The sequence below is a fragment of the Pseudocitrobacter sp. RIT415 genome, from assembly GCF_003057695.2.
In the GTDB taxonomy this organism is placed as follows: domain Bacteria; phylum Pseudomonadota; class Gammaproteobacteria; order Enterobacterales; family Enterobacteriaceae; genus Pseudocitrobacter; species Pseudocitrobacter faecalis.
Window position 1 is genome coordinate 140,068 of record NZ_QBJC02000008.1, and the last position, 25,221, is coordinate 165,288.

The 25,221-nt window shown below is 56.1% G+C and carries 19 protein-coding genes and 3 tRNA genes; 7 read left to right on the top strand and 15 right to left on the bottom strand.

Annotation, left to right across the window (positions count from 1 at the left end; translation table 11 throughout):
- The first annotated feature begins 24 nt into the window (after positions 1-24).
- Entirely contained in the window at positions 25-780 is a 756-nt protein-coding gene (gene xni / locus DBY68_RS10780) for a flap endonuclease Xni (protein WP_108476337.1), read from the top strand.
- 302 nt (positions 781-1,082) lie between these two features.
- Here xni and rlmM read toward each other — a convergent pair whose 3' ends face one another.
- The 4 genes from rlmM to DBY68_RS10800 all read right to left on the bottom strand — a co-directional run bounded on the left by rlmM (position 1,083) and on the right by DBY68_RS10800 (position 4,086).
- Positions 1,083-2,183, bottom strand: a complete 1,101-nt coding sequence (rlmM, locus tag DBY68_RS10785) for a 23S rRNA (cytidine(2498)-2'-O)-methyltransferase RlmM (protein WP_108477164.1) — start codon at positions 2,181-2,183, stop codon at positions 1,083-1,085.
- The gene (locus tag DBY68_RS10790) at positions 2,176-2,571 is read right to left on the bottom strand and encodes a DUF423 domain-containing protein (protein WP_108477165.1); all 396 of its coding nucleotides are present in this window, start codon (positions 2,569-2,571) and stop codon (positions 2,176-2,178) included. The genes rlmM and DBY68_RS10790 overlap by 8 nt, the downstream gene beginning before the upstream one ends.
- 19 nt (positions 2,572-2,590) lie before the next feature.
- Positions 2,591-3,508, bottom strand: coding sequence for a glycine cleavage system transcriptional regulator GcvA (gcvA, locus tag DBY68_RS10795; protein WP_015963219.1), 918 nt, complete (start codon positions 3,506-3,508; stop codon positions 2,591-2,593).
- A gap of 350 nt (positions 3,509-3,858) precedes the next feature.
- Positions 3,859-4,086 carry a YgdI/YgdR family lipoprotein gene (locus DBY68_RS10800; protein ID WP_015963218.1) on the bottom strand — a complete coding sequence of 76 codons (228 nt, stop codon included), beginning with the start codon at positions 4,084-4,086 and terminating at the stop codon, positions 3,859-3,861.
- Between the two features lie 192 nt (positions 4,087-4,278).
- On the opposite strand from DBY68_RS10800, the gene csdA reads away from it, so the two are divergent.
- Both csdA and csdE read left to right on the top strand, forming a co-directional pair.
- Positions 4,279-5,487, top strand: a complete 1,209-nt coding sequence (gene csdA, locus DBY68_RS10805) for a cysteine desulfurase CsdA (protein WP_108477166.1) — start codon at positions 4,279-4,281, stop codon at positions 5,485-5,487.
- On the top strand, positions 5,484-5,933 hold the full coding sequence (csdE, locus tag DBY68_RS10810) for a cysteine desulfurase sulfur acceptor subunit CsdE (protein WP_108477167.1): 450 nt from the start codon (positions 5,484-5,486) through the stop codon (positions 5,931-5,933). The genes csdA and csdE overlap by 4 nt, the downstream gene beginning before the upstream one ends.
- Here the strand turns inward: csdE and tcdA are convergent.
- Entirely contained in the window at positions 5,918-6,730 is an 813-nt protein-coding gene (tcdA, locus tag DBY68_RS10815) for a tRNA cyclic N6-threonylcarbamoyladenosine(37) synthase TcdA (RefSeq protein ID WP_108477168.1), read from the bottom strand. The two genes, csdE and tcdA, sit on opposite strands and share 16 nt — an antisense overlap.
- A gap of 141 nt (positions 6,731-6,871) precedes the next feature.
- Positions 6,872-7,969: a murein transglycosylase A gene (gene mltA / locus DBY68_RS10820; RefSeq protein ID WP_108477169.1), complete on the bottom strand. Its 1,098-nt coding sequence runs from the start codon at positions 7,967-7,969 to the stop codon at positions 6,872-6,874.
- A gap of 209 nt (positions 7,970-8,178) precedes the next feature.
- Here mltA and DBY68_RS10825 point away from each other — a divergent pair.
- The 3 genes from DBY68_RS10825 (at position 8,179) to DBY68_RS10835 (ending at position 8,504) form a co-directional block, all read left to right on the top strand.
- Positions 8,179-8,255: transfer RNA gene (locus DBY68_RS10825), tRNA-Met, on the top strand.
- Between the two features lie 44 nt (positions 8,256-8,299).
- Positions 8,300-8,376, top strand: a tRNA-Met gene (locus DBY68_RS10830).
- A 51-nt stretch (positions 8,377-8,427) separates the two neighbouring features.
- Positions 8,428-8,504 (top strand) — tRNA-Met (locus DBY68_RS10835).
- A 90-nt stretch (positions 8,505-8,594) separates the two neighbouring features.
- Here DBY68_RS10835 and amiC read toward each other — a convergent pair.
- Positions 8,595-9,842 carry an N-acetylmuramoyl-L-alanine amidase AmiC gene (gene amiC, locus DBY68_RS10840; RefSeq protein WP_108477170.1) on the bottom strand — a complete coding sequence of 416 codons (1,248 nt, stop codon included), beginning with the start codon at positions 9,840-9,842 and terminating at the stop codon, positions 8,595-8,597.
- A gap of 230 nt (positions 9,843-10,072) precedes the next feature.
- On the opposite strand from amiC, the gene argA reads away from it, so the two are divergent.
- Positions 10,073-11,404, top strand: coding sequence for an amino-acid N-acetyltransferase (argA, locus tag DBY68_RS10845; protein WP_108477171.1), 1,332 nt, complete (start codon positions 10,073-10,075; stop codon positions 11,402-11,404).
- Between the two features lie 90 nt (positions 11,405-11,494).
- Here argA and recD read toward each other — a convergent pair whose 3' ends face one another.
- The 8 genes from recD to DBY68_RS10885 form a co-directional block, all read right to left on the bottom strand.
- Positions 11,495-13,330, bottom strand: coding sequence for an exodeoxyribonuclease V subunit alpha (gene recD, locus DBY68_RS10850; RefSeq protein WP_108477172.1), 1,836 nt, complete (start codon positions 13,328-13,330; stop codon positions 11,495-11,497).
- Complete coding sequence (gene recB / locus DBY68_RS10855) at positions 13,327-16,890, bottom strand: exodeoxyribonuclease V subunit beta (RefSeq protein WP_108477173.1); 3,564 nt, start codon at positions 16,888-16,890, stop codon at positions 13,327-13,329. The genes recD and recB overlap by 4 nt, the downstream gene beginning before the upstream one ends.
- Positions 16,887-19,772: a pitrilysin gene (gene ptrA, locus DBY68_RS10860; RefSeq protein ID WP_108477174.1), complete on the bottom strand. Its 2,886-nt coding sequence runs from the start codon at positions 19,770-19,772 to the stop codon at positions 16,887-16,889. The genes recB and ptrA overlap by 4 nt, the downstream gene beginning before the upstream one ends.
- A 126-nt stretch (positions 19,773-19,898) precedes the next feature.
- A complete protein-coding gene (gene recC, locus DBY68_RS10865) occupies positions 19,899-23,267 on the bottom strand; it encodes an exodeoxyribonuclease V subunit gamma (RefSeq protein WP_108477175.1) in 3,369 nt (1,122 codons plus the stop codon).
- 12 nt (positions 23,268-23,279) lie between these two features.
- A complete protein-coding gene (locus tag DBY68_RS10870; RefSeq protein ID WP_108477176.1) occupies positions 23,280-23,603 on the bottom strand; it encodes a prepilin-type N-terminal cleavage/methylation domain-containing protein in 324 nt (107 codons plus the stop codon).
- Complete coding sequence (locus DBY68_RS10875; protein ID WP_108477177.1) at positions 23,588-23,992, bottom strand: DUF2509 family protein; 405 nt, start codon at positions 23,990-23,992, stop codon at positions 23,588-23,590. Before DBY68_RS10875 ends, DBY68_RS10870 begins: the two co-directional genes overlap by 16 nt.
- Positions 23,989-24,549, bottom strand: a complete 561-nt coding sequence (locus DBY68_RS10880) for a prepilin peptidase-dependent protein (RefSeq protein ID WP_108477178.1) — start codon at positions 24,547-24,549, stop codon at positions 23,989-23,991. Before DBY68_RS10880 ends, DBY68_RS10875 begins: the two co-directional genes overlap by 4 nt.
- Complete coding sequence (locus tag DBY68_RS10885) at positions 24,540-25,010, bottom strand: prepilin peptidase-dependent protein (protein WP_108477179.1); 471 nt, start codon at positions 25,008-25,010, stop codon at positions 24,540-24,542. Before DBY68_RS10885 ends, DBY68_RS10880 begins: the two co-directional genes overlap by 10 nt.
- Positions 25,011-25,221: the final 211 nt, after the last annotated feature.

Below are 25,221 nucleotides of genomic sequence, written 5' to 3' on the forward strand. Positions count from 1 at the left end.
CTCAATTGTTACAAGGAGGTCCCGGTGTCCGTTCATCTGCTTATCGTCGACGCGCTTAATTTGATTCGCCGCATTCATGCCGTGCAGGGTTCCCCCTGCGGTGAAACGTGCCTGCGGGCGCTGGAGCAACTCATTGCTCACAGCCAGCCCACGCACGTCGTCGCCGTATTTGATGATGAAGAGCGGGGCCAGGGTTGGCGACATCAGCGTCTGCCCGACTATAAAGCGGGCCGCGCCCCAATGCCGGATACGCTGATAGAAGAGATGCCGGCATTACGTGCGGCGTTCGAACAGCGCGGCTTCAGATGCTGGGCCCTGCCGGGCAGCGAAGCCGACGATCTTGCGGCAACGCTTGCGGTAAAAGTCGCGCAGGCCGGGCATCAGGCAACGATTGTGTCCACGGACAAAGGCTACTGTCAGTTACTCTCGCCCACCATTCGCATTCGTGATTACTTCCAGAAACGCTGGCTGGATGCGCCGTTTATCGCCAGCGAATTTGGCGTCACGCCGCAACAATTGCCAGATTATTGGGGGCTGGCGGGGATCAGCAGTTCAAAAGTGCCGGGTGTCGCGGGAATCGGGCCCAAGAGCGCCACCCAGTTGCTCAATGAGTTTGAATCGCTGGAAGGGATTTACACGCAACTGGATAACGTACCGGAGAAGTGGCGCAAAAAGCTTGAAGAACATAAAGAGATGGCGTTTATCTGCCGTGACGTCGCACGGCTGGAGACGAATTTACAGCTTGATGGGAATTTGCAGCAGTTGCGGCTGGTGCGGTAGGACGCCCCCTCACCCCGCCCTCTCCCTCAGGGAGAGGGAGAAAGACAGCTCAGTTCTGTGAGAAACGCACAATCAGTCCCCTCTCCCTGCGGGAGAGGGTTAGGGACAGCTCAGTTCTGTGAGATACGCACAATCAGCCCCCTCTCCCTGTGGGAGAGGGTTAGGGACAGCTCAGTTCTGTGAGATACGCACAATCAGTCCCCTCTCCCTGCGGGAGAGGGTTAGGGACAGCTCAGTTCTGTGAGGTACGCACAATCAGTCCCCTCTCCCTGTGGGAGAGGGTTAGGGTGAGGGGTCAGGCCTCACCGCTCGTCGCGACGTCCACCGACCGCCGCCCACCAGCGACGCACGTGTACCGTCACTTCTTCGCGGTCGTGATACAACTGACGCGCCTGAATCTCAGCATTAATGCCATGTTCTTGCAGCGCCTGCTCAATGTGCGCCAGGTTTGACGACACTTCTTCATAGCGCTTTTTCATTGGCAGCTTGAGGTTGAAGATCGTTTCGCGACACCAGCCATTTACCAGCCACTGCGCCATCAGCGCGGCGACTTTCGCCGGTTTCTCGACCATATCGCACACCATCCACGAGATGTTGTTACGACTCGGGCGATAGCGGAAACCATCTTCGCGCAGCCAGGTCACCTGCCCGGTATCCATCAGGCTTTGCGCCATCGGGCCATTATCGACCGAGGAAACCCACATGTTGCGTTTTACCAACTGATAGGTCCAACCGCCAGGGCAAGCCCCGAGGTCAACCGCATACATTCCGTTCGCCAGGCGCTCATCCCACTCATCGGCAGGAATAAAGACATGGAACGCCTCTTCCAGCTTCAGGGTTGAACGGCTTGGCGCATCGGATGGGAATTTAAGGCGCGGAATGCCCATATAGAACGGGGAATTATTGGTGCTGTAGGAATAACCGGTGTAGCAGCACCCCGGTGCGATAAAGAACACATGCACGACCGGGCGCTTTGGCGTCTCGTATTTCGCTAATACGCCCGCTTCACGTAGTGCCGAACGCAGCGGCACGGTGAATTTGCGACAGAACTTCATCAGTTCTTTGCTTTCATTGGTGTCCGCCACTTCAACGCGCAAATCGCCGCCTTTCTCGACCACACCCTGCAACATGCCGACCACCGGCGTAATGCGATCTTCCGGCGGCAAATCTTTGAGTAATTCACCGACAACAAACATCTGACGGGCGAAAATCAGCGATCTGAACGGCAGCTCACGGGCCAGCTTATCGGCCTCGCCTTCCTGATAACACTCAAAAATCACATAGCCCGAGTTCTCTTTTACTCGCGCAAAACCAAAGACTTCACGGCGTGCGGCTTTATCCGTAATTTCCGCAGCACACTCTTTCTCAAACCCAGGGCGGCAATAGAGCACAACCTTATTCATGAACAACACCCTTACGCTTAAGACGAATAGCGCCGACCAGCATCAGCGCCCAACCCGCGAGGAAGCTAACGCCCCCCACCGGAGTAACAAACGCCCACAGGCGTAAATGAGAGAGCGCCAGACAGTAAAGGCTGCCGCTGAATAACACGGTACCCAATGCCAGGAAGACGCTGCTCCAGTAGAACCAGATGCTGATACGACGCTGCATCGCAACGGATAAGCCGAGGATCGCCAGCGTATGGAACGCCTGGTACTCGAGGCCGGTTTGGATCCAGCCCATCTCAACAACACCCAGAGATTTGCTTAACACGTGCGCGCCAAAAGCGCCCAGTGCAACAAAGATAAAACCGCTAATGGCGGCGAAAATCAGCATAAAACGGCTGGTCATGCGATTACCCTAAATTCATTTATTGTTCGTAACGGAAGCGGAATGTTTCTTGTTCATTGGCCGCTTTCGCCAGTATCCATTGCCGGAAGGCAGCTATTTTACCCAGTTCAGCCTGACTGTCATGACAAACCAGATAAAAAGCGTTTTTACTGACCAGGACATCATTAAACGGGCAGACCAGGCGACCTGCTTCTATTTCCGACTGCGCCATGACGTTATTCGCCAGCGCGACGCCTTGTCCATGAATGGCAGCCTGTAGCACCATTGCGCTATGGCTGAAGATCGGCCCTTGCTGCACGTTGATGTGGTTAAGCCCCAACTGGCGGGTATAGGTTTGCCAGTCACGACGTGAAGCATCATGCAATAAGGTATGCTTCGCGAGATCTGCCGGCGTTTTGAGCGCTTTATCGCCCGTCAGCAGCAGCGGCGAGCACACCGGAAGCAGATATTCTGCGTACAATTTTTCGACACGCAGACCCGGCCAGTTTCCGCGACCATAAAAAATCGCCACGTCCACATCGTCAGCCAGCTTGTCTTCCTGACGGTCGACAGCCTGGATTCTGACGTCAATTCCCGGATAAGCTGAGTTAAAGCTTGTAAGACGAGGCACCAGCCACTGAATGGCAAAACTGGGCAATAAACTGACCGTCAACGCCCCTTTTGCACTTCGTGCCTGTAGTTTACGCGTTGCCTCGGTTAATTGCGAAAAGATCTCTTTGATGTCGAGGAAATAGCTCTGCCCCTCTTCCGTGAGCAACAGTGAACGATTGCGGCGACGGAACAGCTTCAGTCCTAAAAAATCCTCAAGTGACTTGATTTGGTGGCTTACTGCGGCCTGCGTCACAAAAAGCTCATCGGCGGCGCGAGTAAAACTCAAATGGCGGGCTGCTGCATCAAATACACGTAATGCATTCAGTGGTGGCAATCGCTTCGACATGGTCCCAGAACCCAAATGTTAATAGGATTTAACAAATAGGAAACAACGTTTAACCTATTAGTTTTTTTTATCTGAGCCATTATAAATTGTCCGTTGAGCTTCTACCAGCAAATACCTATAGTGGCGGCACTTCCTGAGCCGGAACGAAAAGCTTTTTTCGGAATGCGTGTTCTGATGGGCTTTTGGCTTACGGTTGTGATGTTGTGTTGTTGTGTTTGCAATTGGTCTGCGATTCAGACCACGGTAGCAACGCTACCCTTTTTCACTTCCTGTACATTTACCCTGTCTGTCCATAGTGATTAATGTAGCACCGCCCAATTGCGGTGCTTTTTTTTGCCTGTCAGCCTGATTTAGTCTTCCAGAGCAACCATCTCTTTCACGTCGGTACGGTTAATCTGTTGCTTGTTACCGTTGGCATCTTTGTAAGAAATCATCCCGGTTTCGTCATCCGTTTTCGGCTTACCATCAGAGACGATACTACGGCCATCATTCGTGTGCATGACGTAGTTCGGGGAAGAACAGGCGCCCAGGGCAAAGGTCATTACACAAGCTGAAATAATTGCGGCAGTCTTTTTCATCTTCTACTCCTTTAAGCGATTTATGCCAGATAGTTCATATTCCGTAACAGGCAAAAACATTTGCCTAACGTTATTTAGCATATGTCACTGGTCAGATTTCGCCAGTATATCCAGATTATTCTGATGGTTAGCACAAGCCTTGTCATAAGGCCAGTTTTGCGCCACGATCGCACTACTGAACCGAGGAATATCATGAACGCTTTTAACCCCGCGCAGTTTCGCGCCCAGTTCCCTGCGTTAGCCGATGCAGGCGTCTATCTCGATAGCGCCGCCACGGCCCTGAAACCGCAGACCGTCATTGATGCCACGCAACACTTCTATTCGCTCAGCGCAGGCAACGTCCACCGTAGCCAGTTCGCGCAGGCGCAAAAGCTCACCGCACATTATGAAGCCGCACGCGATCAAGTTGCCGCGTGGCTGAACGCACCTTCCGGCAAAAATATCGTCTGGACACGCGGTACGACAGAAGCCATCAACATGGTGGCGCAGTGCTACGCGCGGCCTCGTTTGCAGGAGGGTGACGAGATTATTGTTAGCGAAGCAGAGCACCACGCCAATCTGGTACCGTGGCTGATGGTTGCGCAACAAACCGGGGCGAAAATCGTTAAGCTTCCGCTGGGACGCGATCGTCTGCCCAATCTCGATCTTCTGCCTTCGCTTATCACACCGCGCAGTAAAATTCTGGCGCTGGGGCAAATGTCCAACGTGACCGGCGGCTGCCCGGATCTCGCTCGCGCCATTACCCTTGCTCATCAGACAAATATGGTGGTGATGGTCGACGGCGCGCAGGGCGCGGTGCATTGCCCTGCGGATGTGCAACAGCTGGATATCGATTTCTACGCTTTTTCCGGGCATAAACTGTATGGCCCGACGGGTATCGGCGCGCTGTACGGCAAAAGCGATCTTCTCGATGAGATGTCGCCGTGGCTTGGCGGTGGCAAGATGATCAGTGAAGTCACTTTCGACGGTTTTACCACGCAACCGGTACCTTATCGTCTGGAAGCAGGCACGCCAAACGTAGCGGGCGTTATTGGCCTGAGCGCCGCGCTGGAGTGGCTTGCGGAGACAGATATCGTGCAGGCAGAAAACTGGAGCCGAGGGCTGGCAACGCTTGCAGAAGATGAACTGGCGAAACGACCGGGGTTCCGTTCCTTCCGCTGTCAGGATTCCAGCCTGCTGGCGTTCGATTTTAAAGGCGTTCACCATAGCGATATGGTTACGCTTTTGGCAGAGTACGGTATCGCCCTGCGCGCCGGGCAGCACTGCGCACAACCGCTGCTGGCGGCCCTCGGCGTGGGCGGCACGCTGCGCGCTTCCTTTGCCCCCTATAATACGCAAGATGACGTTTACGCGCTGGTCAACGCCGTTGATCGGGCACTCGAATTACTGGTGGACGAATGACAGCTTCTCTCCTCGCCGGGCACCCGTTCGGCACAACCGTGACACCCGACTCGCTGCGCCAGCTTTTTGCGCCCCTGCAGCAGTGGGAAGAGAAATACCGACAGGTAATTTTGCTGGGCAAGCAGCTTCCGGCGCTCAGCGACGATCTTAAAGCGCAGGCGCGGGAAATTCCCGGCTGTGAAAATCGCGTCTGGCTGGGTTATACGGTCACGCCATCGGGCGCGATGCATTTCTTTGGTGACAGTGAAGGCAGAATTGTGCGTGGCCTGCTGGCTGTGTTGCTGACAGCGGTAGAAGGAAGAAGCGCCAGCGATCTGGCTTCAGCCGACCCACTGGCGCTGTTTGATGAGTTGGGGCTACGTGGTCAACTTAGTGCTTCACGCTCGCAGGGCCTGGCGGCCCTGAGTGAAGCGGTAACCGACGCTGCACGTCAGGCGCTGGCCTGACGCTCCGCTTTTGCCATCATTTTTTTCAACGCATGGGACACCGCAACAAAACCGAAGGTTGCGGTAACCATCGTCGCCGCGCCAAAGCCGGAGGCGCAATCCATCCGTTTAGGCCCTTCCGCCGTGCTTTTCATCGCACACACTGAACCATCCGATTGCGGGTAAACCAGCGCTTCAGTTGAAAACACGCAGTCTACACCCAGCTTGCCTTTACTGTTTTTCACCACGTTGAATTCACTCTTCAGCCGCTCACGCAGTTTAGCCGCCAGCGGATCCTGAATCGTTTTCGCCAAATCGGTGACCTGAATCTGCGTCGGGTCGATTTGCCCGCCCGCCCCGCCGGTGGTCACCAGTGGCACTTTATAACGGCGACAGTAAGCAATCAGCGCCGCTTTAGGGCGCACGCTGTCGATGGCATCAATCACATAGTCATAGCCTGCGCTCATGTACTGTGCGACATTTTCCGTAGTAACGAAATCATCTATCACTGTGACGCGGCATTCCGGGTTGATTTGGCGGATACGCTCGGCCATCACTTCCGCCTTGGCCTGCCCGACATTGCCAGTCAGCGCATGCAGCTGACGGTTGGTGTTGGTCACACAGACGTCGTCCATGTCGATAAGCGTGATAGCACCAATACCCGTACGCGCCAACGCTTCCGCCGCCCAGCAGCCGACACCGCCGATACCTACCACGCAAATGTGCGCGCCCGCAAAGAGCTGTAACGCGTTTTCACCGTACAACCGCGCCGTGCCGCCAAAACGCTGGCGCCAGGCGTCACTGATGACAACTGACATAGAACCTCGGAGTTGAAATACATTAAGAGTGGGAGTGAAGGCTTCCCCTCACCCCGGCCCGCTCCCTGAGGGAGAGGGAGAAAAGCGAGCACAATCGGTTCCCTCTCCCTCAGGGAGAGGGTTAGGGTGAGGGTGTCTGCATCAGCCGCTAAACACATTCCCCGCGCCCGGCGCAGTTTTCAGCACCCACACGCGACCATAGTGATTATACCAGCCTGCGCGGTGTCCGGCATCCGGGCCGATCCCCTGATAGATATCAAAGTGTTGGCCTTTAATCGCCCCACCCACATCCAGCGCGACCATCAGACGCAGCTCATATTGACCGTTAAACTTGCCGTTATTGTCCAGCAGCGGCACTTCCGCCAGCAGCGTGGTGCCTGCCGGAATAATGCTACGGTCCGATGCCACAGACGCACGACCAATCAGCGGCACCGCGCTTGCACCTTTTACTGGCGCAAACGATTGAGGTTTAAAGAAGACGAACGACGGATTCTGCTCCAGCAGTTCGCGGACTTCCGCTTCACTGTGTTTTTCGCCCCACTCACGAATCGCCTGCATCGACATATCTTCACGTTTCACTTCCCCGCGGTCGATCAACACTTTGCCAATACTGCGATAAGGCCAGCCATTTTTACCGGCATAGCTAAAGAAGTTAAGCGGCGAACCGTCGCCAAAGTCGATATAGCCGCTACCCTGCACATCCATAATGAAGTTATCCATCAGCGAGTTGCTGTAGGCCAGGATGTAGCTGTCGCTCAGGCCACCAGCATAAATACTGGCGCGTGATGGCAGTTTTCCGCGCTTCGGCGGCATGCGGTAAATCGGATACTGGAACTCACCCTGACGGGTATGGCGCGCCTGAATTACCGGCGTGTAGTAGCCGGTAAACTGGACGTTACCGTAATTATCGGCACCTTCCATCTGCCAGGCGTCGAGGCCGAACTGGCGCATGTTGCGCGTATCGCCCCCGGCACGCAGCCACTGTTGCACGGCGTTATACACATTGCTCTGGTTGCCATACAGGCGCGGCGACGCGCTGCGAATTTGATTAACCTGCTCTGCAAAGTCACCGGCGTTGATTGGCGCGCCGACGGCCTCAGGTTGATTGACCAGTGAGAAAGGCTGGGTAAATTTCCCGTCTTTATACTGTTGACCGCGATCGGTCGGTTTGGAAGAACAGGCAGCCAGCATCGCCAGCATTGCGCCCGTTACCACATACTTTGCCCAACGTCCTTTCATGGTATCTCGTCTTCTACGTAAATCGTGAATGCCCGAAGAAGATAACAAACCGCCAGGCCTATTGAAACGTGATAACGTCCCCTGAGCGAAATTTCGTACAAAAAACAAACCGAGCTGGCGCTTTTTAACGCGTTTTCGGAAAAAATAACCATTTAAATCAAAAAATAGTTGCATCAGAAAGCGAGCAGAGTATAGTGCGCATCCACGGACGCGGGGTGGAGCAGCCTGGTAGCTCGTCGGGCTCATAACCCGAAGGTCGTCAGTTCAAATCTGGCCCCCGCAACCAATTACAATGTGAAAAGAGTTACTTGAAAGAGAGTAACAGACGGACGCGGGGTGGAGCAGCCTGGTAGCTCGTCGGGCTCATAACCCGAAGGTCGTCAGTTCAAATCTGGCCCCCGCAACCAACACATTGTACATAAGAGAAAAGGTTACTCGATGGAAGAGTAACAGACGGACGCGGGGTGGAGCAGCCTGGTAGCTCGTCGGGCTCATAACCCGAAGGTCGTCGGTTCAAATCCGGCCCCCGCAACCAACAAAATCAAGCACCCATTTGGGTGTTTTTTTTTGCCTGTTATTTGCCCCAGCCATAAAAAAGAGCGCCGTAGCGCTCTTTGCCTGTGTCTTATCGCCTCGCCAGCGTCGCGCCATCGGCAAAATAGGCTTTTATTCCCGCCAGAATAGACTCGGCAACAGCCTGCTGGAAAGTTGCCGTCTTGAGCTTTCGCTCCTCTTCAACGTTACTGATAAACGCCGTTTCGACGAGGATCGACGGAATATCCGGTGCTTTCAGAACCGCAAAGCCCGCTTGCTCAACCTGGTTCTTATGCAGCTTATTCACTTTGCCCATATGCTGGAGCACTGCCTTTCCGAATTTAAGGCTATCGGCGATGGTCAGCGACTGCACCATATCGAACATGGTGTGGTCGACGTAGCGGTCGCCGCTTTTACTCACCCCACCGATTAAGTCGGCGGCGTTCTGAGTCTGCGCGAGGAATTTCGCGGCGGTACTGGTTGCGCCTTTGGTTGAGAGCGCAAAGACGGAGGAACCGCTCGGCTGACGGCTGGTGAAAGCATCGGCGTGAATAGAGACAAAAAGATCCGCGCGCTGCTTCTGGGCTTTCGCCACGCGCACCTTCAGCGGAATAAAGATATCTTCATTTCGCGTCATGTAGACCTTCATGTTGCCCTCTTTCTCGATAAGCGACCGCAGGCGTCGGGCAATTTGCAGCACCACATCCTTTTCACGCGTTTTATATTTACCCACCGCGCCGGAGTCTTCCCCGCCATGCCCCGGATCGAGCATGATCACAATCGGGCGATCGCGCCCGGCCTTACCAGGCTGCGGCCCACTCTGCGCGGGTGGAACCTGTTTATCGAGGTCACCGCGGTTGTAATCTTCCAGCAGCGCCAGCAGCGGATCCTGCACATCCTGCGCATTCGCCGGGTACAGATCCATCACCAGACGCTCTTTAAACCCGGCAACCGGCGCCAGCGCAAACAGCTGTGGCGTGACGTTCTGCTTAAGCTCAAACACCATTCGCACGGTTTGCGGATCGAACTGCCCAACGCGCGCGGATTTAATAAAGGGATCGTCAGCACGGATTTGCGCGGTCATGCCTTTCAACACCGAGTTCAGGTTCACGCCTTCAAGGTCGACCACCAGACGTTCCGGGTTGCTCAGCGCAAACTGTCGGTATTTCAGTTCCCGATTCGACTCAACCGTCACACGCGTATAGCTGGACGCAGGCCAGACGCGTACGGCCACCACCTGGCTTGTGGCAGCCATACCTACCTGACTGACGCTTAATAACCACATGGCGCCCGCCCCTTTTAACAGGCGGCGGCGGCTAAATGACTGACTTCCCGACATGCTTCTCCCAAGCCAAAAATGTTTACTTTGGTATTACGCATAATAAGTTTGACCAAAAACTTTAACCAAAGGCGCATAAACTGTCATCTATAAAAGGGTAAACATTCTTTTGCTAAGCCCTTTTTCAGAATCCATTTTGCCCATTCGCGGAAAATTCGCGCTTGCACTCACGGCTAAAACAGAATAAAAATACATTTATTGCGAATAAAAATGCACTGAGAGGTCATGCCGTGGTGAAGGAACGTAAAACCGAACTGGTCGAAGGGTTTCGTCATTCAGTTCCCTATATCAATGCCCATCGGGGAAAAACGTTTGTCATCATGCTGGGCGGAGAAGCCATCGAACATGACAATTTCTCCAGTATTGTCAATGACATTGGCTTATTGCATAGCCTGGGAATTCGCCTGGTGCTGGTCTATGGCGCGCGTCCGCAAATCGATGCCAATCTTGAAGCGCATCATCATGAGCCAATCTACCATAAGCAAATTCGCGTGACCGACGCCAAAAGCCTCGAACTGGTTAAACAGGCAGCCGGATTGTTACAACTTGATATCACCGCGCGTTTATCTATGAGCCTCAACAATACGCCGTTGCAGGGGGCGCATATCAACGTGGTGAGCGGTAACTTTATCATTGCCCAGCCGCTGGGCGTTGATGATGGCGTTGATTACTGCCATAGCGGACGCATTCGTCGTATCGATGAAGAAGCGATTCATCGTCAGCTCGACAGCGGCGCAATCGTACTCATGGGCCCGGTCGCCGTTTCTGTCACCGGCGAAAGCTTCAATCTTACCTCCGAGGAGATTGCCACGCAGTTGGCTATCAAACTGAAAGCAGAAAAGATGATCGGCTTCTGCTCTTCTCAGGGCGTTTACGATCGTGAGGGCAACATCGTCCCAGAGCTTTTCCCCAACGAAGCACAGGCCCGCGTTGAGGAGCTTGAGCAGGAAGGCGATTACTTATCTGGCACCGTGCGTTTCCTGCGCGGTGCGGTCAAGGCGTGCCGTAGCGGTGTGCGCCGCAGTCACTTAATCAGCTATCAGGAAGATGGCGCGCTGTTGCAGGAGCTTTTCTCCCGCGACGGTATCGGAACCCAGATTGTGATGGAAAGCGCCGAGCAGATCCGCCGCGCCACCATCAACGACATCGGCGGCATACTCGATCTCATTCATCCGCTGGAGCAGCAGGGTATTCTGGTACGCCGCTCCCGCGAACAACTGGAGATGGAGATCGACAAATTCACCATTATTCAGCGCGATAACACCACCATCGCCTGTGCGGCGCTCTATCCGTTCCCGGAAGAGAAAATTGGCGAGATGGCCTGCGTGGCGGTGCATCCGGATTATCAAAGCTCATCACGCGGGGAAGTGCTGTTGCAGCGCATCTCTACGCAGGCTAAACAGATGGGGCTGAGCAAACTGTTTGTGCTGACCACGCGCAGCATTCACTGGTTCCAGGAGCGCGGATTCCAGCCGGTGGACGTGGAGTTGCTGCCGGAAAGCAAAAAGCAGATGTATAACTATCAGCGGCGCTCAAAAGTGCTGATGGCGGATTTGGGGTGACGTTTTACGCCGGATGGCGCTATTGCTCATCCGGCCTACAAAACATCATAACGCAGGTCGGATAAGGCGAGGCCGCATCCGACAACCCCGTTAATCCTCGGCGAAAATCGCGGCCAGCCCGCTGCGACGCTCGGTTCTGGCGACAATCGCCTGCCCTAACAACGCCGCATCGGCATACATCGACAAGCGTGATTTCGCACGCGTAATCGCCGTATACACCAGTTCCCGCGTCACAATCGGCACGGGCTGCGTTGGCAAGACCAGCGCGGCATGGTCAAATTCAGAGCCCTGGGATTTATGCACCGTCATCGCCCATGCCGTATCGTGCTCGGGCAAACGGCTCGGCTGCACCGATTTAATGGTTCCATCCGGCATCGGGAACCAGACGCGCAGCCCCTGTCCGCGATCGAGCGCCACGCCAATGTCACCGTTAAACAGCCCCAGCGCACTGTCGTTTCGGGCAATCATTACCGGACGCCCTTCATACCAGCGAGAATGCCGCTGCGGCACAATCATACGATGACGGGCCAGCGATAACTCCAGCTGTTGATTCAACCCGCTGACACCCCACGGCCCTTCGCGCAAAGCGCACAGAAGCTGATATTCACCAAAGGCCTGCAAAATTTCAGCCGGCTCAGCCTGCTGACGCAGACATTGCAGATAGCGTCCATAGCCCGCCCGCGCATCGTCGAGCATCGCTTCATACTCATCGCTGGTGCGCAGGGATTTCAGTTCAATATCAGAAAAGCCGTGCGCAAACACATCACGTACGCCCGCGCGATCGCCCTGATTCACCGCGCGCGCCAGTTGCCCGATTCCGGAATCACTGCCGAAACGGTAGCTGGTACGGAGCAGACAGAGACTGTCACGCAATGCGCCCGCCGCCTCTCCCTCACCTTCTGGCACAGGTGTACCCGTTAGACGGCTGAGCTGTAGCGCGCGCGCTGGCGTATAGCCGCTGTTAACCCACGCGCAGATATCGCCCAGCACCGCACCGGCTTCCACGGAGGCCAACTGGTCACGGTCGCCAAGGAAAATCACCCGTCCGTGATGTGGCAGCGCGTCAACCAGGCGCGCCATCATTGGCAGGTCAATCATTGAGGCTTCGTCCACCACCAGCACATCCAGATGCAGCGGGTTTCCGGCGTGATAGCGCATACGCTGGCTGCCCGGCTGCGCGCCTAACAGACGATGCAGCGTGCTGGCATCGGTTGGCAGCATCGCTTTCTGACTTTCGCTCAGCGGCAATTTGCGCAGCGCAGCGCCCAGCGATTCTGTCAGTCGGGCCGCGGCTTTCCCGGTCGGTGCGGCCAGGCGAATACGGCATTTATTCTCGCCTGCAATGCGCACCAGCGCCGCCAGCAGTTTTGCCACTGTCGTGGTTTTCCCGGTGCCAGGCCCGCCTGAGATCACCGAAATACGTCGGGTGAGCGCCACAGCGGCAGCGACTTTTTGCCAGTCAACGCGGTCAGATGGCGGGAAAAGATCGGAGAGCGCCTCGGCAATCAGCGATTCGTCAATGTTCTCCGCAAGCTGCGCATCGCGGAAGAAACGTGCGACGTTACGTTCATTGCCCCACATGCGGTTCAAATAGAGACGATCACCGCAAAGAATCAACGGCGTCGGGCGCTCGCCCTGGCTTACCGCCTGAGAGGCCAGCAGCATGGCCGCCCAGTCTTCGGGTATTTCGACCGCGTCCAGCAGTTGCGTCCACAATACTTTTGCTCGTCCATTCAGCGTTGGCGCTTGCTGCAAATGGCTGAGCGGCAGGCAAACGTGCCCCTCTCCAGCGTCGCGACTCAGAATCGCCGCCGCCAGCATGACGGCGGGATTCTCATTACGGGCGATAGTCAGCGCAAACTGCACATCCAGCGGGCGCAGCAGTTTCAACTCGGTGGCTTCAATCAATAAATTTTCCAGGCTCACGATGCCATCTCCTGCGTCTGCCCGGCAAACAGGGCATCCATTGCATCAACCAGTTCGAATTGGGGACGCGTGCTGAAAATCCCCTGCTGGCCCGGTTCGCCATCCACGCCGCGCAGGAACAGGTAAATCACGCCGCCAAAGTGTTGCTCATAGTCGTAATCGGCCAGGCGGTGTCGAAGATAGCGGTGCAACGCCAGCGTATAGAGCTGATACTGCAAATCGTAGCGGTGCGACTGCATCGCCTGCGCCATCGCTTGTTGGGTATAAGCGTCGCTGTTTGCGCCCAGCCAGTTCGATTTATAGTCGAGCAGGTAATAGCGCCCGTTGTGGCGGAACACCAGGTCAATAAAGCCCTTCAGCATCCCGCGCACCTGACGGAAATCAAGGGGCGGGCAGCCTTCCGAAAGCGGGTCATAACGGCGCACCACGGCATCCAGCGCTACCGGGTCGAGCGGTTTTTCGATAGGAAGATAGAACTCCATCTCCACCTGTTTTTGCCGTGCATCAAGCTGATTTAACGCCACGCCTTCCGGCGTGAGCGGCGTTGCCAGCACCTGGGAAATCCAGCGCGTCAGCACCGGTTCCCAGTGCTCTTCAAAACCGTTAAGTAGCAATTTTTCACGCATCCATTCGGCTTCAACCGGCTGCGTAAAATCGAGCTCTTCAAACAGGCTGTGCAGGAAGGTACCTGGCGATGCGCCGCGCGGGAAGTGATGCGGCGTGAGCGCCTCCTCTTCCATCGCCTCCCCCACGCCTGCAGCGTCGATATCCAGACGCGGCAGCAGATCCTGTGCCACGCTATGGCCGCGCTGCTGCAGGCCGGAATAACTGGTCACGCGCCAGTCATCAACCATACGCCGCATCACCTGACGCGCCGTCAGTTCTGGCACCTCTGGTTGTAACGCCTGCCAGCGGGTGTCGTCGGGTTCACAGGCAATCGTCAGCGCAATATGTTCATCACACAGCGCGCGCAGTGCGGCTTCCAGCCCGGCGGCGTCAAGCTGCTCACCTTTTTGCAGCAATCGTCCCGGCGCACTGTGGTGGATATCGGTTTCGGTCGCTTTGTCGCTGCGACGCGAAGTCAGCGGCGCCATACCCAGGCTACAGTGCCAGACAGCGCGGGTTAGCGCCACATAGAGCAGGCGTAAATCTTCCGCCAGCCGCTCCGCTTCCGCCAGTTCCAGGCTTTCCTCGCCCTGCTGGAGATCCAGCACAGCCGAGAAGGATTCGCGATCGTGATAAAACGCCTGATCCTGTTTGCGGAAACGGGCGATAAACGGCAGCCAGACCAGCGGATACTCCAGCCCTTTCGATTTGTGAATGGTGACGATTTGCACCAGGTGCTTGTCGCTCTCCAGACGCATCTGTTGATTCGAGGCGTTAGTGTTGGGCTCGGCGATTTGTTGATTCAGCCAGCGCACCAGCGCGTGCTCACTTTCAAGCTGTGTCGCCGCTTCCTGTAACAGTTCGCTTAAATGCAGAATGTCGGTCAAACGGCGCTCGCCGCCGTGGGTCGCCAGCAGGTTTTCAGCGATGTTTCGCGCGCTCATCAGGGCGCGGAGCATCGGCATCACGCCGCGCTTTTGCCAGATATCGCGGTACTGGCTGAACTCTTCCACCAGCGCATCCCAGGCATTTTCATCCTGATTCAGGCGCTCAATGTCCTGCGCGTTCAGGCCAAACATCGCCGTCGCCAGCGCGCTGCGCAGCGTGGTTTCACGTTCGGGGCTTAACGCCGCTTGCAGTACCCAAAGCAACTCCTGCGCTTCTGGTGTTTCAAACACGCTGTCACGGTTGGAGAGATAAACCGAAGGGATCGCCAGCGCATTAAGCGCATCGCGAATCAATGATGCTTCCTGACGATTACGCACCAGCACCGTGATGTCAGATGCCTGTACCGGACGGGCTTTTTCGCCGCGCCACAACAGCGCCGTGCCCCGTTGCCCCCCGGTCAGCCAGTCGCGAATTTGCGCCGCGCACTGGCGCGCCATAAAGGCCTGATAATCGCCCGCGCCAACGCCCTGCCCCGGCATCAGGCAGAAATTCATGGCGGGTTGCGTTTCGCCATTAATTTCAAATTTCAGCGACTGGTTTTTGGCGGCGGATTTTACCGGCAAAAAAGGGATATCGCGGAACATGAACGGGTTATCAACCGTGGAAAAAAGCTTGTTGACGCTTGCCACCACGCCCGGCGCAGAACGCCAGTTGGTGTCCAGCGTATAGTGCGCCGCCACGTCGCTGCGCGCGCGCATATAGGTAAAAATATCCGCACCGCGAAACGCGTAAATGGCCTGCTTCGGGTCGCCAATCAGCAGCAGCGCGGTGTCCGGTTGCTGTCGCCAGATACGGCGGAAAATGCGGTATTGCTGTGGGTCGGTATCCTGGAATTCATCAATCATTGCTACCGGGAAACGCTGACGAATCGCCGCTGCCAGCGCGTCGCCGCTTTCGCTTTGCAGCGCGGTGTCCAGGCGGCTGAGCATGTCATCAAAACCCAGTTCGCCGCGGCGGCGTTTCTCCTGCGCCACCGCTTCGCGAATTTCCACCATCGCCTGAGTGATCACCAGGTCGTTCAGGCTGAGCGGTGCGGCAAGCAGTGCCTCAATGGCGCTGAACAGCGGGTGCGTCGGCACCTCACCGCCTGCTTTGGTGCGTTCGGCTAAAAAGGCCTGCGAGAATTTTTCCAGCGCATCCGGAAGCTGATAACCGCGTGTTTCTTCGCTCGCCCAGGCGCTGACTTTATCAATCCATTTGCCCTGGTTGCCGCGATTAAATTTGCGCCGGTCAATGCCGGAGTTTTCCAGCACATCATTCAGTTCGCTCACCGCCGCCAGCCACTGGCGTTTAACCGCATCAATGTGGGCGACGATTTTTTCGTGCCGCGACGCCAGCGTCTCGCTGCCATCCGGCGGACGTTTGATGGTTGGCGCTTCGCCCTGTAAGTAGCGGTCGATGGATTTCAGGAGATCCTGCGGCCCTTTCCAGGTGTCAAAAATCACCTGCGCAATTTCGCGCTTCAATGGGTAGCAGTGACGTCGCCAGAAATCGGCACAGGCCTGGTAGCGAAGCTGAGATTCATCTTCAATGAGCTGTTGTTCAAACAGCATGCCCGACTCAAAAGCGTTGAGGCTGAGCATGCGTTGACAGAAGCCGTGAATGGTAAAGACCGCCGCATCGTCCATCTGCCGCTCGGCCAGCAGCAGCACTTCCGCGGCCTGCTGTTTATCAGCGATTTCATCCAGCAACCGAGCGTACAGCGGGTCAACGGTGGTTTCGGGTTCATTGGGGTTGTAGCGCAGACAAGCGATACGCAGCTCGTGAATGTTGCTGCGGATACGCCCGCGAAGCTCTTCTGTCGCCGCTTCGGTGAAGGTCACTACCAGCAGTTCTTCGACGTTGACGGGCCGGGGGAAAGCAGCGCTTTCGCCCAGGCCTAATAAGAGCCGCAGATAGAGTGCGGCGATGGTGAAGGTTTTTCCGGTGCCCGCAGAGGCTTCAATCAGGCGCTCGCCATACAGGGGCAAGCGCAGGGGATCAAGGGACTCGGCGGTATCGGTCATTCGTTCTCTCGTCTCAACGGTAAGGTTTGCTGCAATTCACTGATGCTTTGCCATACTTTCCAGCCTTCAGGATGCGCATAGTCCTGTTTTCCGTTATCACTACCGGAAACCTGCGACAGTACGGTCATGCCCTGCGGCTCAACCACCGTTTGATGGAAAAAGTCGGCAACTTTAAGCGGCGTCAGTAACTTAATCTGGGCCACTACTTTATCACGTGAATCGAACGCCATATTACCCCTGTCGAAATCTTTACTGAGCTGTGACGCTTCTTCGCTCAGGGTTTGCGGGGCCTGCACCATTTGCGCAATCACCGCCTGCTGAATTTGCGCGAACTCTTCCGGTTTCATGGCGCGCAGCTTCGCTTCCGCCATCGGGAAGAAGGCCTTAAATCGCTCCCACAGGAAGGCTGGCTGTTTATCACTGCTTTGCAGCAGGAAGCCCATACCCCACTGACGGCCTACATTCATCGAGAAGGCAAATACCGCGTAACCCAGTTGCTCTTCCGTACGCAGTTGTGTGTAGAACCACGGCTGGACAATTTGTGCCAGGACAGCGCTGGTCGCGGATGTGCTGGCCTCATCGGCATTGATCGGTGCAAATACCGCCGCCAGTGCAGAATCAGTGCTGGGGCTGGCTTTTTCAAACATGGCTGACTGTTTTTTATCAATCAGCACGTCTTTATTGCGACACCATTCGGTGCCCTTTGCGCCAAGCTGCGCCTGGATATTGTGCGCCAGCGTGCTGGAGGCCTCTTTGCTCAGATTACCAATCACCATAAATTCCGGGCGGGCGTTGGTTTTCAGGCGATCGCGATAAGCCATTACCTCTTGCAGAGTAATGGACGACAGCAATGCCCGGCGCTCTTCACGCTGGAAGTACGGCACCTGAGAAAGCATCTGCACCGGCATAATCGCCTGTTCGTAGGCTTTGCCTTTATCGGCGGAATCCATCATCTGTGCGTACCAGGATTTCGCCTGTGCCAGCTGTTCTTCCGTTGTCTGATAGCTGAAATAGCCCTGCAACAGCGCATCAAACAGCTGCGGCAAACGCTGGGTATACCCGTTAGCGTTCAGCATCAGGCCATTATTTGCGCCGGTCGAGAAGCTGATGCCCCCCACCGCCGCCTGATTGCTGAGCTGGTCGAGCGAGATCCCCGCCAGATAATCATTGAGCGCGAACATCACCTGATTACGGGCGCTGTCCATCGCTTTCGGATTCCGCAGAATCAGCGTGACATCGGCCTTCGGTTCGCTGGCAAAGTAGTGGCTCGGCATATACACCAGACGCAGCGTTGGCTCATCAATGATAAGTTCAGGGTGCGTATAGCTTTTTTCCGGCTTAATCAGAGTGAAATCATCCGGAATATAGGGGTTCAGCTCCGGCAGCTTCAGCGAGATCGTTTCGGCTTTTTGCTGCCACTCGGTAAACGTCTGCGCGCTGATTTTGTCGACCTGATAAGGCGCATTCACGAAGTAGGCCGTTTTGTTATGCGGCTCTTTCTCGCTGATATACCAGACGCGCGCATTCTGCGGGGTCATCATCGCCAGCCGTGCTTTTACCGCTTGTTCATCAAACTGGTCGGCGATATTCACCGCATCCAGCGTATGCTGGACCGGCACGCGGATCATGGTGTCCGCCAGCCATTCGACATAGCCCATATCGCGGTTGATTGACGGATAACGGAAGTCGAGATCCAGCACGTGCGCCAGCTCATCGAAGTAACGCTTATCGATGCCTTTTTCCCGTAACAGATTGAGATAGCTAAAGATAGCCGCCACAACCTCATCGCGATGCGCGAGGCCCTTATCGGTTAAGGTCGCGGAAATCGCCAGTACGCCACTGTTGCCGTTCACCACCGGGTCAGAGTCGGCGCGAATGCCTTCCACCAGCCCCTGATTTTGCAGCCAGTCGGACAGTGTGCCCGGGCTACGGTTGCCAATCATGTAGGTCACCAGCTCGTCGGTTTTGCTACGGAACTGGGCAGTGTTGTTGTCGATACGAAATTCCACGCGCAGCACTTTACGCGGCAGCGCCGGGACGTAGTGAATCAATACGCCCTTTTGCGCGTCGGTCACCACGGGCACATCAATTTGCGGCACGGTAATGGATTTGTTGGGCACGCGACCATAGGTTTGCGCCGCCATCTGCGCCAGCTCCGGCAACGGTTTATTGCTGTAGATAACCGCTTTCATCAGATTGGCAGAGTAGTATTGATCGCGGAAGGCGAGCAGCGCCTGATGCACCGGGCTGCCGGGCTTGTCGCTCAGCGTTTCAAGGTTACCGCCGGAGAAGCGCGAACCGGGGTGCGCCGGGTTAATGGTTTCGGCGCTCACCTGCGCCATGCGCATACCGTCGCGCGAGCGGGCCATGGTCAGCTCGGCGTTCACCGCATTACGTTCGCGCTCGACGTATTTTTTATCCAGTTTGGGTGATGCTATCGCGTCGGCAAGGCGGTCAACCGCGCCCTGCAGCGCATCATTCTCAACTTCCAGATAAAAAGCCGTACGGTAAGGCGCGGTACTGGCGTTGTGGCTGCCACCGTGCATTTTCAGATATTCAGCGAGGCTGTCAGGCTGCGGATACATCTTCGAGCCCATCAGCGTCATATGTTCGAGGAAGTGCGCGAGGCCAGGATGAACATCGGGATCCTGCAATGAGCCCACCGGTACAACCAGCGCCGACAAGGATTTCACCGCCTGAGGATCGGAAACCAGCAGCACCACCATGCCGTTATCGAGCTTGATAGCCTGATAATGACGAGGATCTTTTTCACTTTTGCGGATGGTTTCCTGTATGGGTTGCCATCCGGTGTCTGCCTGACTAATAGGTGCCCAAAGGGCGGTAATCAAAACAACAACACTCAACCAGATACTACGGGGCATTCACGGACCTCATCATTAACAAACCGGCGGCTGAACGTGTCAGCCGGTGTATCGTATGCGCATCAGTCCGTGACTTCTTGCGCATAGTAAACGAAGGGTTTTAATTGCGCAATTTTTATACAGCCATTATGACTGGTGATAACGAAAAACGGGCAACAGGTAGCGCTGCGTCTGTTCGATAATGGCTTCATATTGCTCATTTTCGAGCGTACGCCACAGGCGTTGGTACCATATATCACTCCCTTCACCACTCACTACCATATTCCCTTCATACGCCTGAAGGAACTTGCTTCGCGCTTTTTGCTGCGTTTCATCGTCCATCAGAAGGGCATTGCTTTCAGCGTCGAAGCAGGCTTTAAGCCAGGCACCGCCGCTTTCAGGCAAGAACAACAACGGTTGCATCATGCCAAGTCGGTAACCTTCAACCAGCTCCGCGAGATAACCGTGCGCTTCCGTGGTCGACAGCGGCGGGAAGCGCCACTCCCCCTCTTTGCGCAGCAGCAGACGGCTCTCGCCGGTTCCGCCACTGGCACAATAGACAAGGTGTTCCAGCCAAAGTTGCATTCCCTGTGAAACGCTGAGCAAAGATGGGCGCCAGCGCAACAATCCGTTCGACTGTACTTGCGCCAGCCAGCCGGTAATGTTAACGCCTGCACACTCAAGGTCGATTTCCATGCTTTGCGCAGGCTCGCGTAGCTCGATAACGCGCGAGGCCAGCGCCTCCATTTCCTGACGCTGCACCTCCCAGGCGATTTCACCGTAAGGGCCATAAGGCAGCGTACCCGCCGCCCGATAACGGCGGTACATCAGCCCGGCGTCCTGCTCTTCAATCAGCGTATTCAGTAGCTGTTGATTGAGCTGATAACGGGTTAACCCTTCCAGGGTAAACGGTTCGGTATCCGGGATCTCACTCTCTTCGGAACGGAAATTCACCTGTAAGCGCATCTGGAAGAAGGCGCGTACCGGGTGCTGCCAGAAACGCTGAAGCTGCTCCAGCGGCAGATGCGTGATATCGAGCGGCGCAAGTGGCTGAATAAAAGGCGAATGGGCCTCGCCCTGCTGACTCGCCGCTGCCAGCCATTCGCGGGCGTAGCTTTGCCGCTCATTGGCGGTGAAGTTCTCCGGATCAAACGGCATTCGCGTGTGCTGGTGCATGATATGCGCTTTCACGCGCTTATCGCTTTCGTCGCAGTTCAGCGCTTCATCGCCTTCCAGACAATGGCTTTGGCCAATGTAATCCAGCAGTTCCTGTACCAGCACGGACGGGTAACGTTCGCTGTTATCCTGAATGGAGCGGCCAATATAGCTGATGTAGAGCGTCTGCCCAGCGGACATCAGCGCTTCGAGGAACAGATAGCGGTCGTCATCACGACGGCTGCGGTCGCCTCGTACCGGTTTCTGGCTCATCAAATCGAATCCCAGCGGCGGTAGCGCGCGTGGATACACACCATCATTCATGCCCAGCAGGCACACCACTTTGAACGGTATTGAACGCATCGGCATCAGGGTACAGATGTTCACCGGCCCCGCAAGGAAACGCTGGCTGATACGCTCCTGATCGAGCCGGGACGCCAGCTCGTCGCGCAGCAGTGAAAGCGGGACCATACCCTCGTATTGAGACTGCGTACCCTGGGCAATAATCGCCTGCCACTGCTGCTCAATCAGCGCCAGCGCGGCTTCCGTATCCTGATCCGGCAGGAAGAAGTCGTTGAGCATATCGCGGCATACGGGTAGCCACTCTTCCAATGGACGATCCTGGGATAAGCCCTGTCGCCAGTGGTTAAGCTGCATTAATAGCGATGCCAGATGCCCCACCAGCTCAGCAATCAGACCGCTGGACTCATCATAGGGTAAGACCGATTGCCACTCGCCCTGCTGGCTTTCCATCGCGTAGCCGAGCAGCATGCGCGTCAGGCCAAAGCGCCAGGTATGTTGCCCGGTAGCAGGAAGGTCGAGTTCTCGAACGTTATCGTCATCAAGCCCCCAGCGAATACCAGACTCATTAACCCACTGACGCAGGTAACGCAGCCCCTCTTCATCAATGTTGAAGCGGGCGGCCAGCACGGGTACGTCCAGCAGCGCCAGCACGTCTTCGCTCACAAAGCGGCTATCGGGCAGCGAGAGTAGCGTGATAAAGGCCTGCATCGCCGGGTGAGCCTGACGCGCGCGACGGTCGGAAATCGCATACGGCAGATAGCGCTCGCCGGTGGCGCTGCCAAACACCGCCTGAATAAACGGGCTGTAGCTGTCGATGTCCGCTACCATCACAATGATATCGCGCGGCGTTAGCGTCGGATCTGCTTCCAGCATCGCCAGCAGGCGATCGTGCAATATTTCCACTTCACGCTGCGGGCTGTGGCAGACGTGTACCGTCAGGCTGCGATCGTCGGGCTTCAACACGCGTTTGGCGCCGCTGTGGGCAAACTCTTGCGCCGTGCGCCCGGCGATGGCGGAATTTTTTAATTCCAGAACGTCATGCTGCAGATTGTGCAGCAGGTTATCCGGTTCGATATCAACAAACGCTTCCAGCTCCTGATAACGCTCAAGGCCAGCAAGCAGGTAAATATAATCGCGCCCCAGCTTGCCCCAGGAGGCCAGCATCGGGTTGGTAACATTCTGCTCGCCGTCGTCGTTAAACAAGCCCGGCGCGGCATCCGCGTCACGAAACAGCGGCAACTCGCGTTCTTCACGGAAGTGACGACGCTGGCGCGCCTGCAAACGCGCCAGAAACGCCGGATCCTGAATATCGCCCCAGTAGTAACGGCAAGGGTTAGTGAACAGCACGTAGATATCAATGTGCTTGCCCAGCGCCTGAAGAGCGTGGAGATATACCGGCGGCAACGCCGAAATACCGCAGATAAACACGCGCGAAGGCAGGCCTTCCGGGCGCGTTTCGCTTTGTTCAAGGATATCGATAAAACGTTGATAGAGATTGGCACGGTGCCAGAGCGGCTGGCCAAGCGCTTTGGTGTGCGCCACCAGCGCTTTCCACAACGGTGCCTGCCACAGTTGCGCCTCGCCGAGTCCATCCACCAGCGTGTCGTTTTCCCAGTTGGTTAGCCACTGCGGGCGATACACCAGATACTGGTCGTAGAGATCCGCTACCCGTGAGGCAAGCTGGAACAGTTTGCGCTTGTCGGCATCATCGTGCAGATAGTGACGCAGCGGGGTAAATGCGTCGTCATCCAGCATTTGTGGCAGCAGAGTCATCAGCTTCCAGCTCATGCTCTGCTTGTTAAAGGCGCTTTCGCCGGGAATATCCGGCAGCACGCGGGTAAACATATCCCAGATAAAGCTGGCTGGGAGCGGGAAGTCGATATTCGCCGCAATACCAAAGCGTTGCGACAGGGTCATCTGTAGCCATTGCGCCATCCCGGTGCTTTGCACCAGCACCATTTCAGACTCGAATGGGTCATCGAGCCGCTGCTGCTCAACAATGAACTCCATTAATGCTTCCAGCACGTCCAGACGGTTGGAGTGGTAGACCCGTAACATATTCGCTCCTGACTACAGATTGACGGGGCAATGCAGCCGCGTCATGTGACCTTGCTTACCCAGCGGGGTGGTAATAGTAACATTGATGCTGACACAACGTTGGCTTGTTGTCTGCACGCGCTGGCTACTCCAGCCTTCCGGCATGGGTTGTACCTGCCGCTGGGTTTGCAGCCATGCATAGCGCCAAAGCTGGCGATACTGGTTAAGCTGATGGTTGCCCAGCGCCAGACTACGATAATATCCGCCCAACGCCGTAATGACGCTGACCATCAGCAGCATCGCCAGGAGCACTTCCGGCAGGCTAAAGCCGCGCATTTTGGTTAAGGTATCTGACACAGGGCCTTCTCCTGTAAGGGGCAAAAATCGCTCCAGCCGTGAGGTGAAAACACAACGCTGTTATCCTGCAGCGTGCCGGACTGCCAAAGCTGAATGCCGTTACTCTCCGCCATCAGCAATATGGCGTCATCATTAAGCCGTCGCAGACACACGCGGCTGGCGTCGCTACCTGCCCGGCACTGCACAGCCATCGTCCTATTCCACGGCACGGTTTTCCCCCACTGCAGTGCGGAGTGCGCCCGCGCCGTATCGCGCAGGGCCAGCGTTTCATTATTCACCATCGCGACTTGCCGACGCTGGGTCTGATTAAGCCCCTGTAACATCAAGCTGCCTAACACCAGCAGTAACAGAACCAGCGCCAGTGACGATGCCCCCCGTTCGCGATTCACAGGCTGTACCCCGTCACGCTATACAGCGCATTGATGTTACCCGCGCCATTGATACCAGATGCACTTAGCGCGACCGTTAACTCCGGTGGAAACCCCGCGCTGTTATGACGCGTAACCTGAAATTGCGTGATGGTGACCGTCGCCGGATCGGTCATTTTGTCCCACCCTTTTCCCTCGCAGCCCGACGCGCCGCGTAAGGTTTCCAGCACGCCCTTTTGCAGGCGGAACCCGATACTGTCGGCATCGGTCATCGGTGATGCCTGCCAGATACCGTCGCTATTACCATCCCAGCGAATAATGACGCACCGCCCCTGCTGCGCAAGTTCCAGTGGCTCGCCCTGACACTCACCGTTGCAGTATCCGGCGCGTTGAAGATGCTTCGCCACCGTGTACAGCCGCTGCCAGACCTCGTCTTCCAGCGCCTGCTGGCGAGTTTGATGTAAAATTCCACGCTGCAATGCGGGTAGAAAACGTGACGCTCCCAGCAGCAATACGCTGCTGATAGCCATCGAAATCAGCACTTCCGGCAGCGAAAAACCGCGCATGATCACTGGCACTCATCACCCCCTTCACTCTCACACAACCTTATTCGCCCAAAGCTTGAGAGAATCACTGCCCAGTGTCCGCCCGCGTTCTGAATGGAGATGCTCCCGGCCCACGCTGTATTACGTAGCCCGAAAAAGCCCAGAGAAGGTGTGATACTCGCCAGTTGCACCTCGCCCCATGGCGGCAGAAAAACCCGCGGGTTTGCCGGTGGGCAGCCCTCCACCACAGTGTCATCTGCCACCAGACACCAGCGCGTATCAGCGTAGTGGGCTTTAATCATTCGGTCACGGTTATGCCAGTTAGCGTCATTACGCAGAAATAGCAGGTAATCCCGCAGCTGCGTCGCGGTTTGCCATAGCCGCTGTTGCTGCTGCCAGCTTTGCCAGCCGTATAGCCCACCCGCGCTAAGGATGATAACCAGCGAGACCGCAACCAATGTTTCAATCAGGGTGTAACCCGTTTGTCTGTTCATGGCGGGAGTATCGGAAAACTGAAGAGAGGTTGCGAGAGGCTGATTGCGTTTCTACGAGGCGCTTTCCAGTGAATTTACAGGGTTGCAGCGGCTTGCAAAAAAGTGGGAAGGCGAATTCCAGACATAAAAAAACCGGCACGCTGAAGGTGTAATGCCGATCAGTTAAGGATCGGTTGAACGATCCAGTGGTTGTGTAAGAATCCGGAAATGC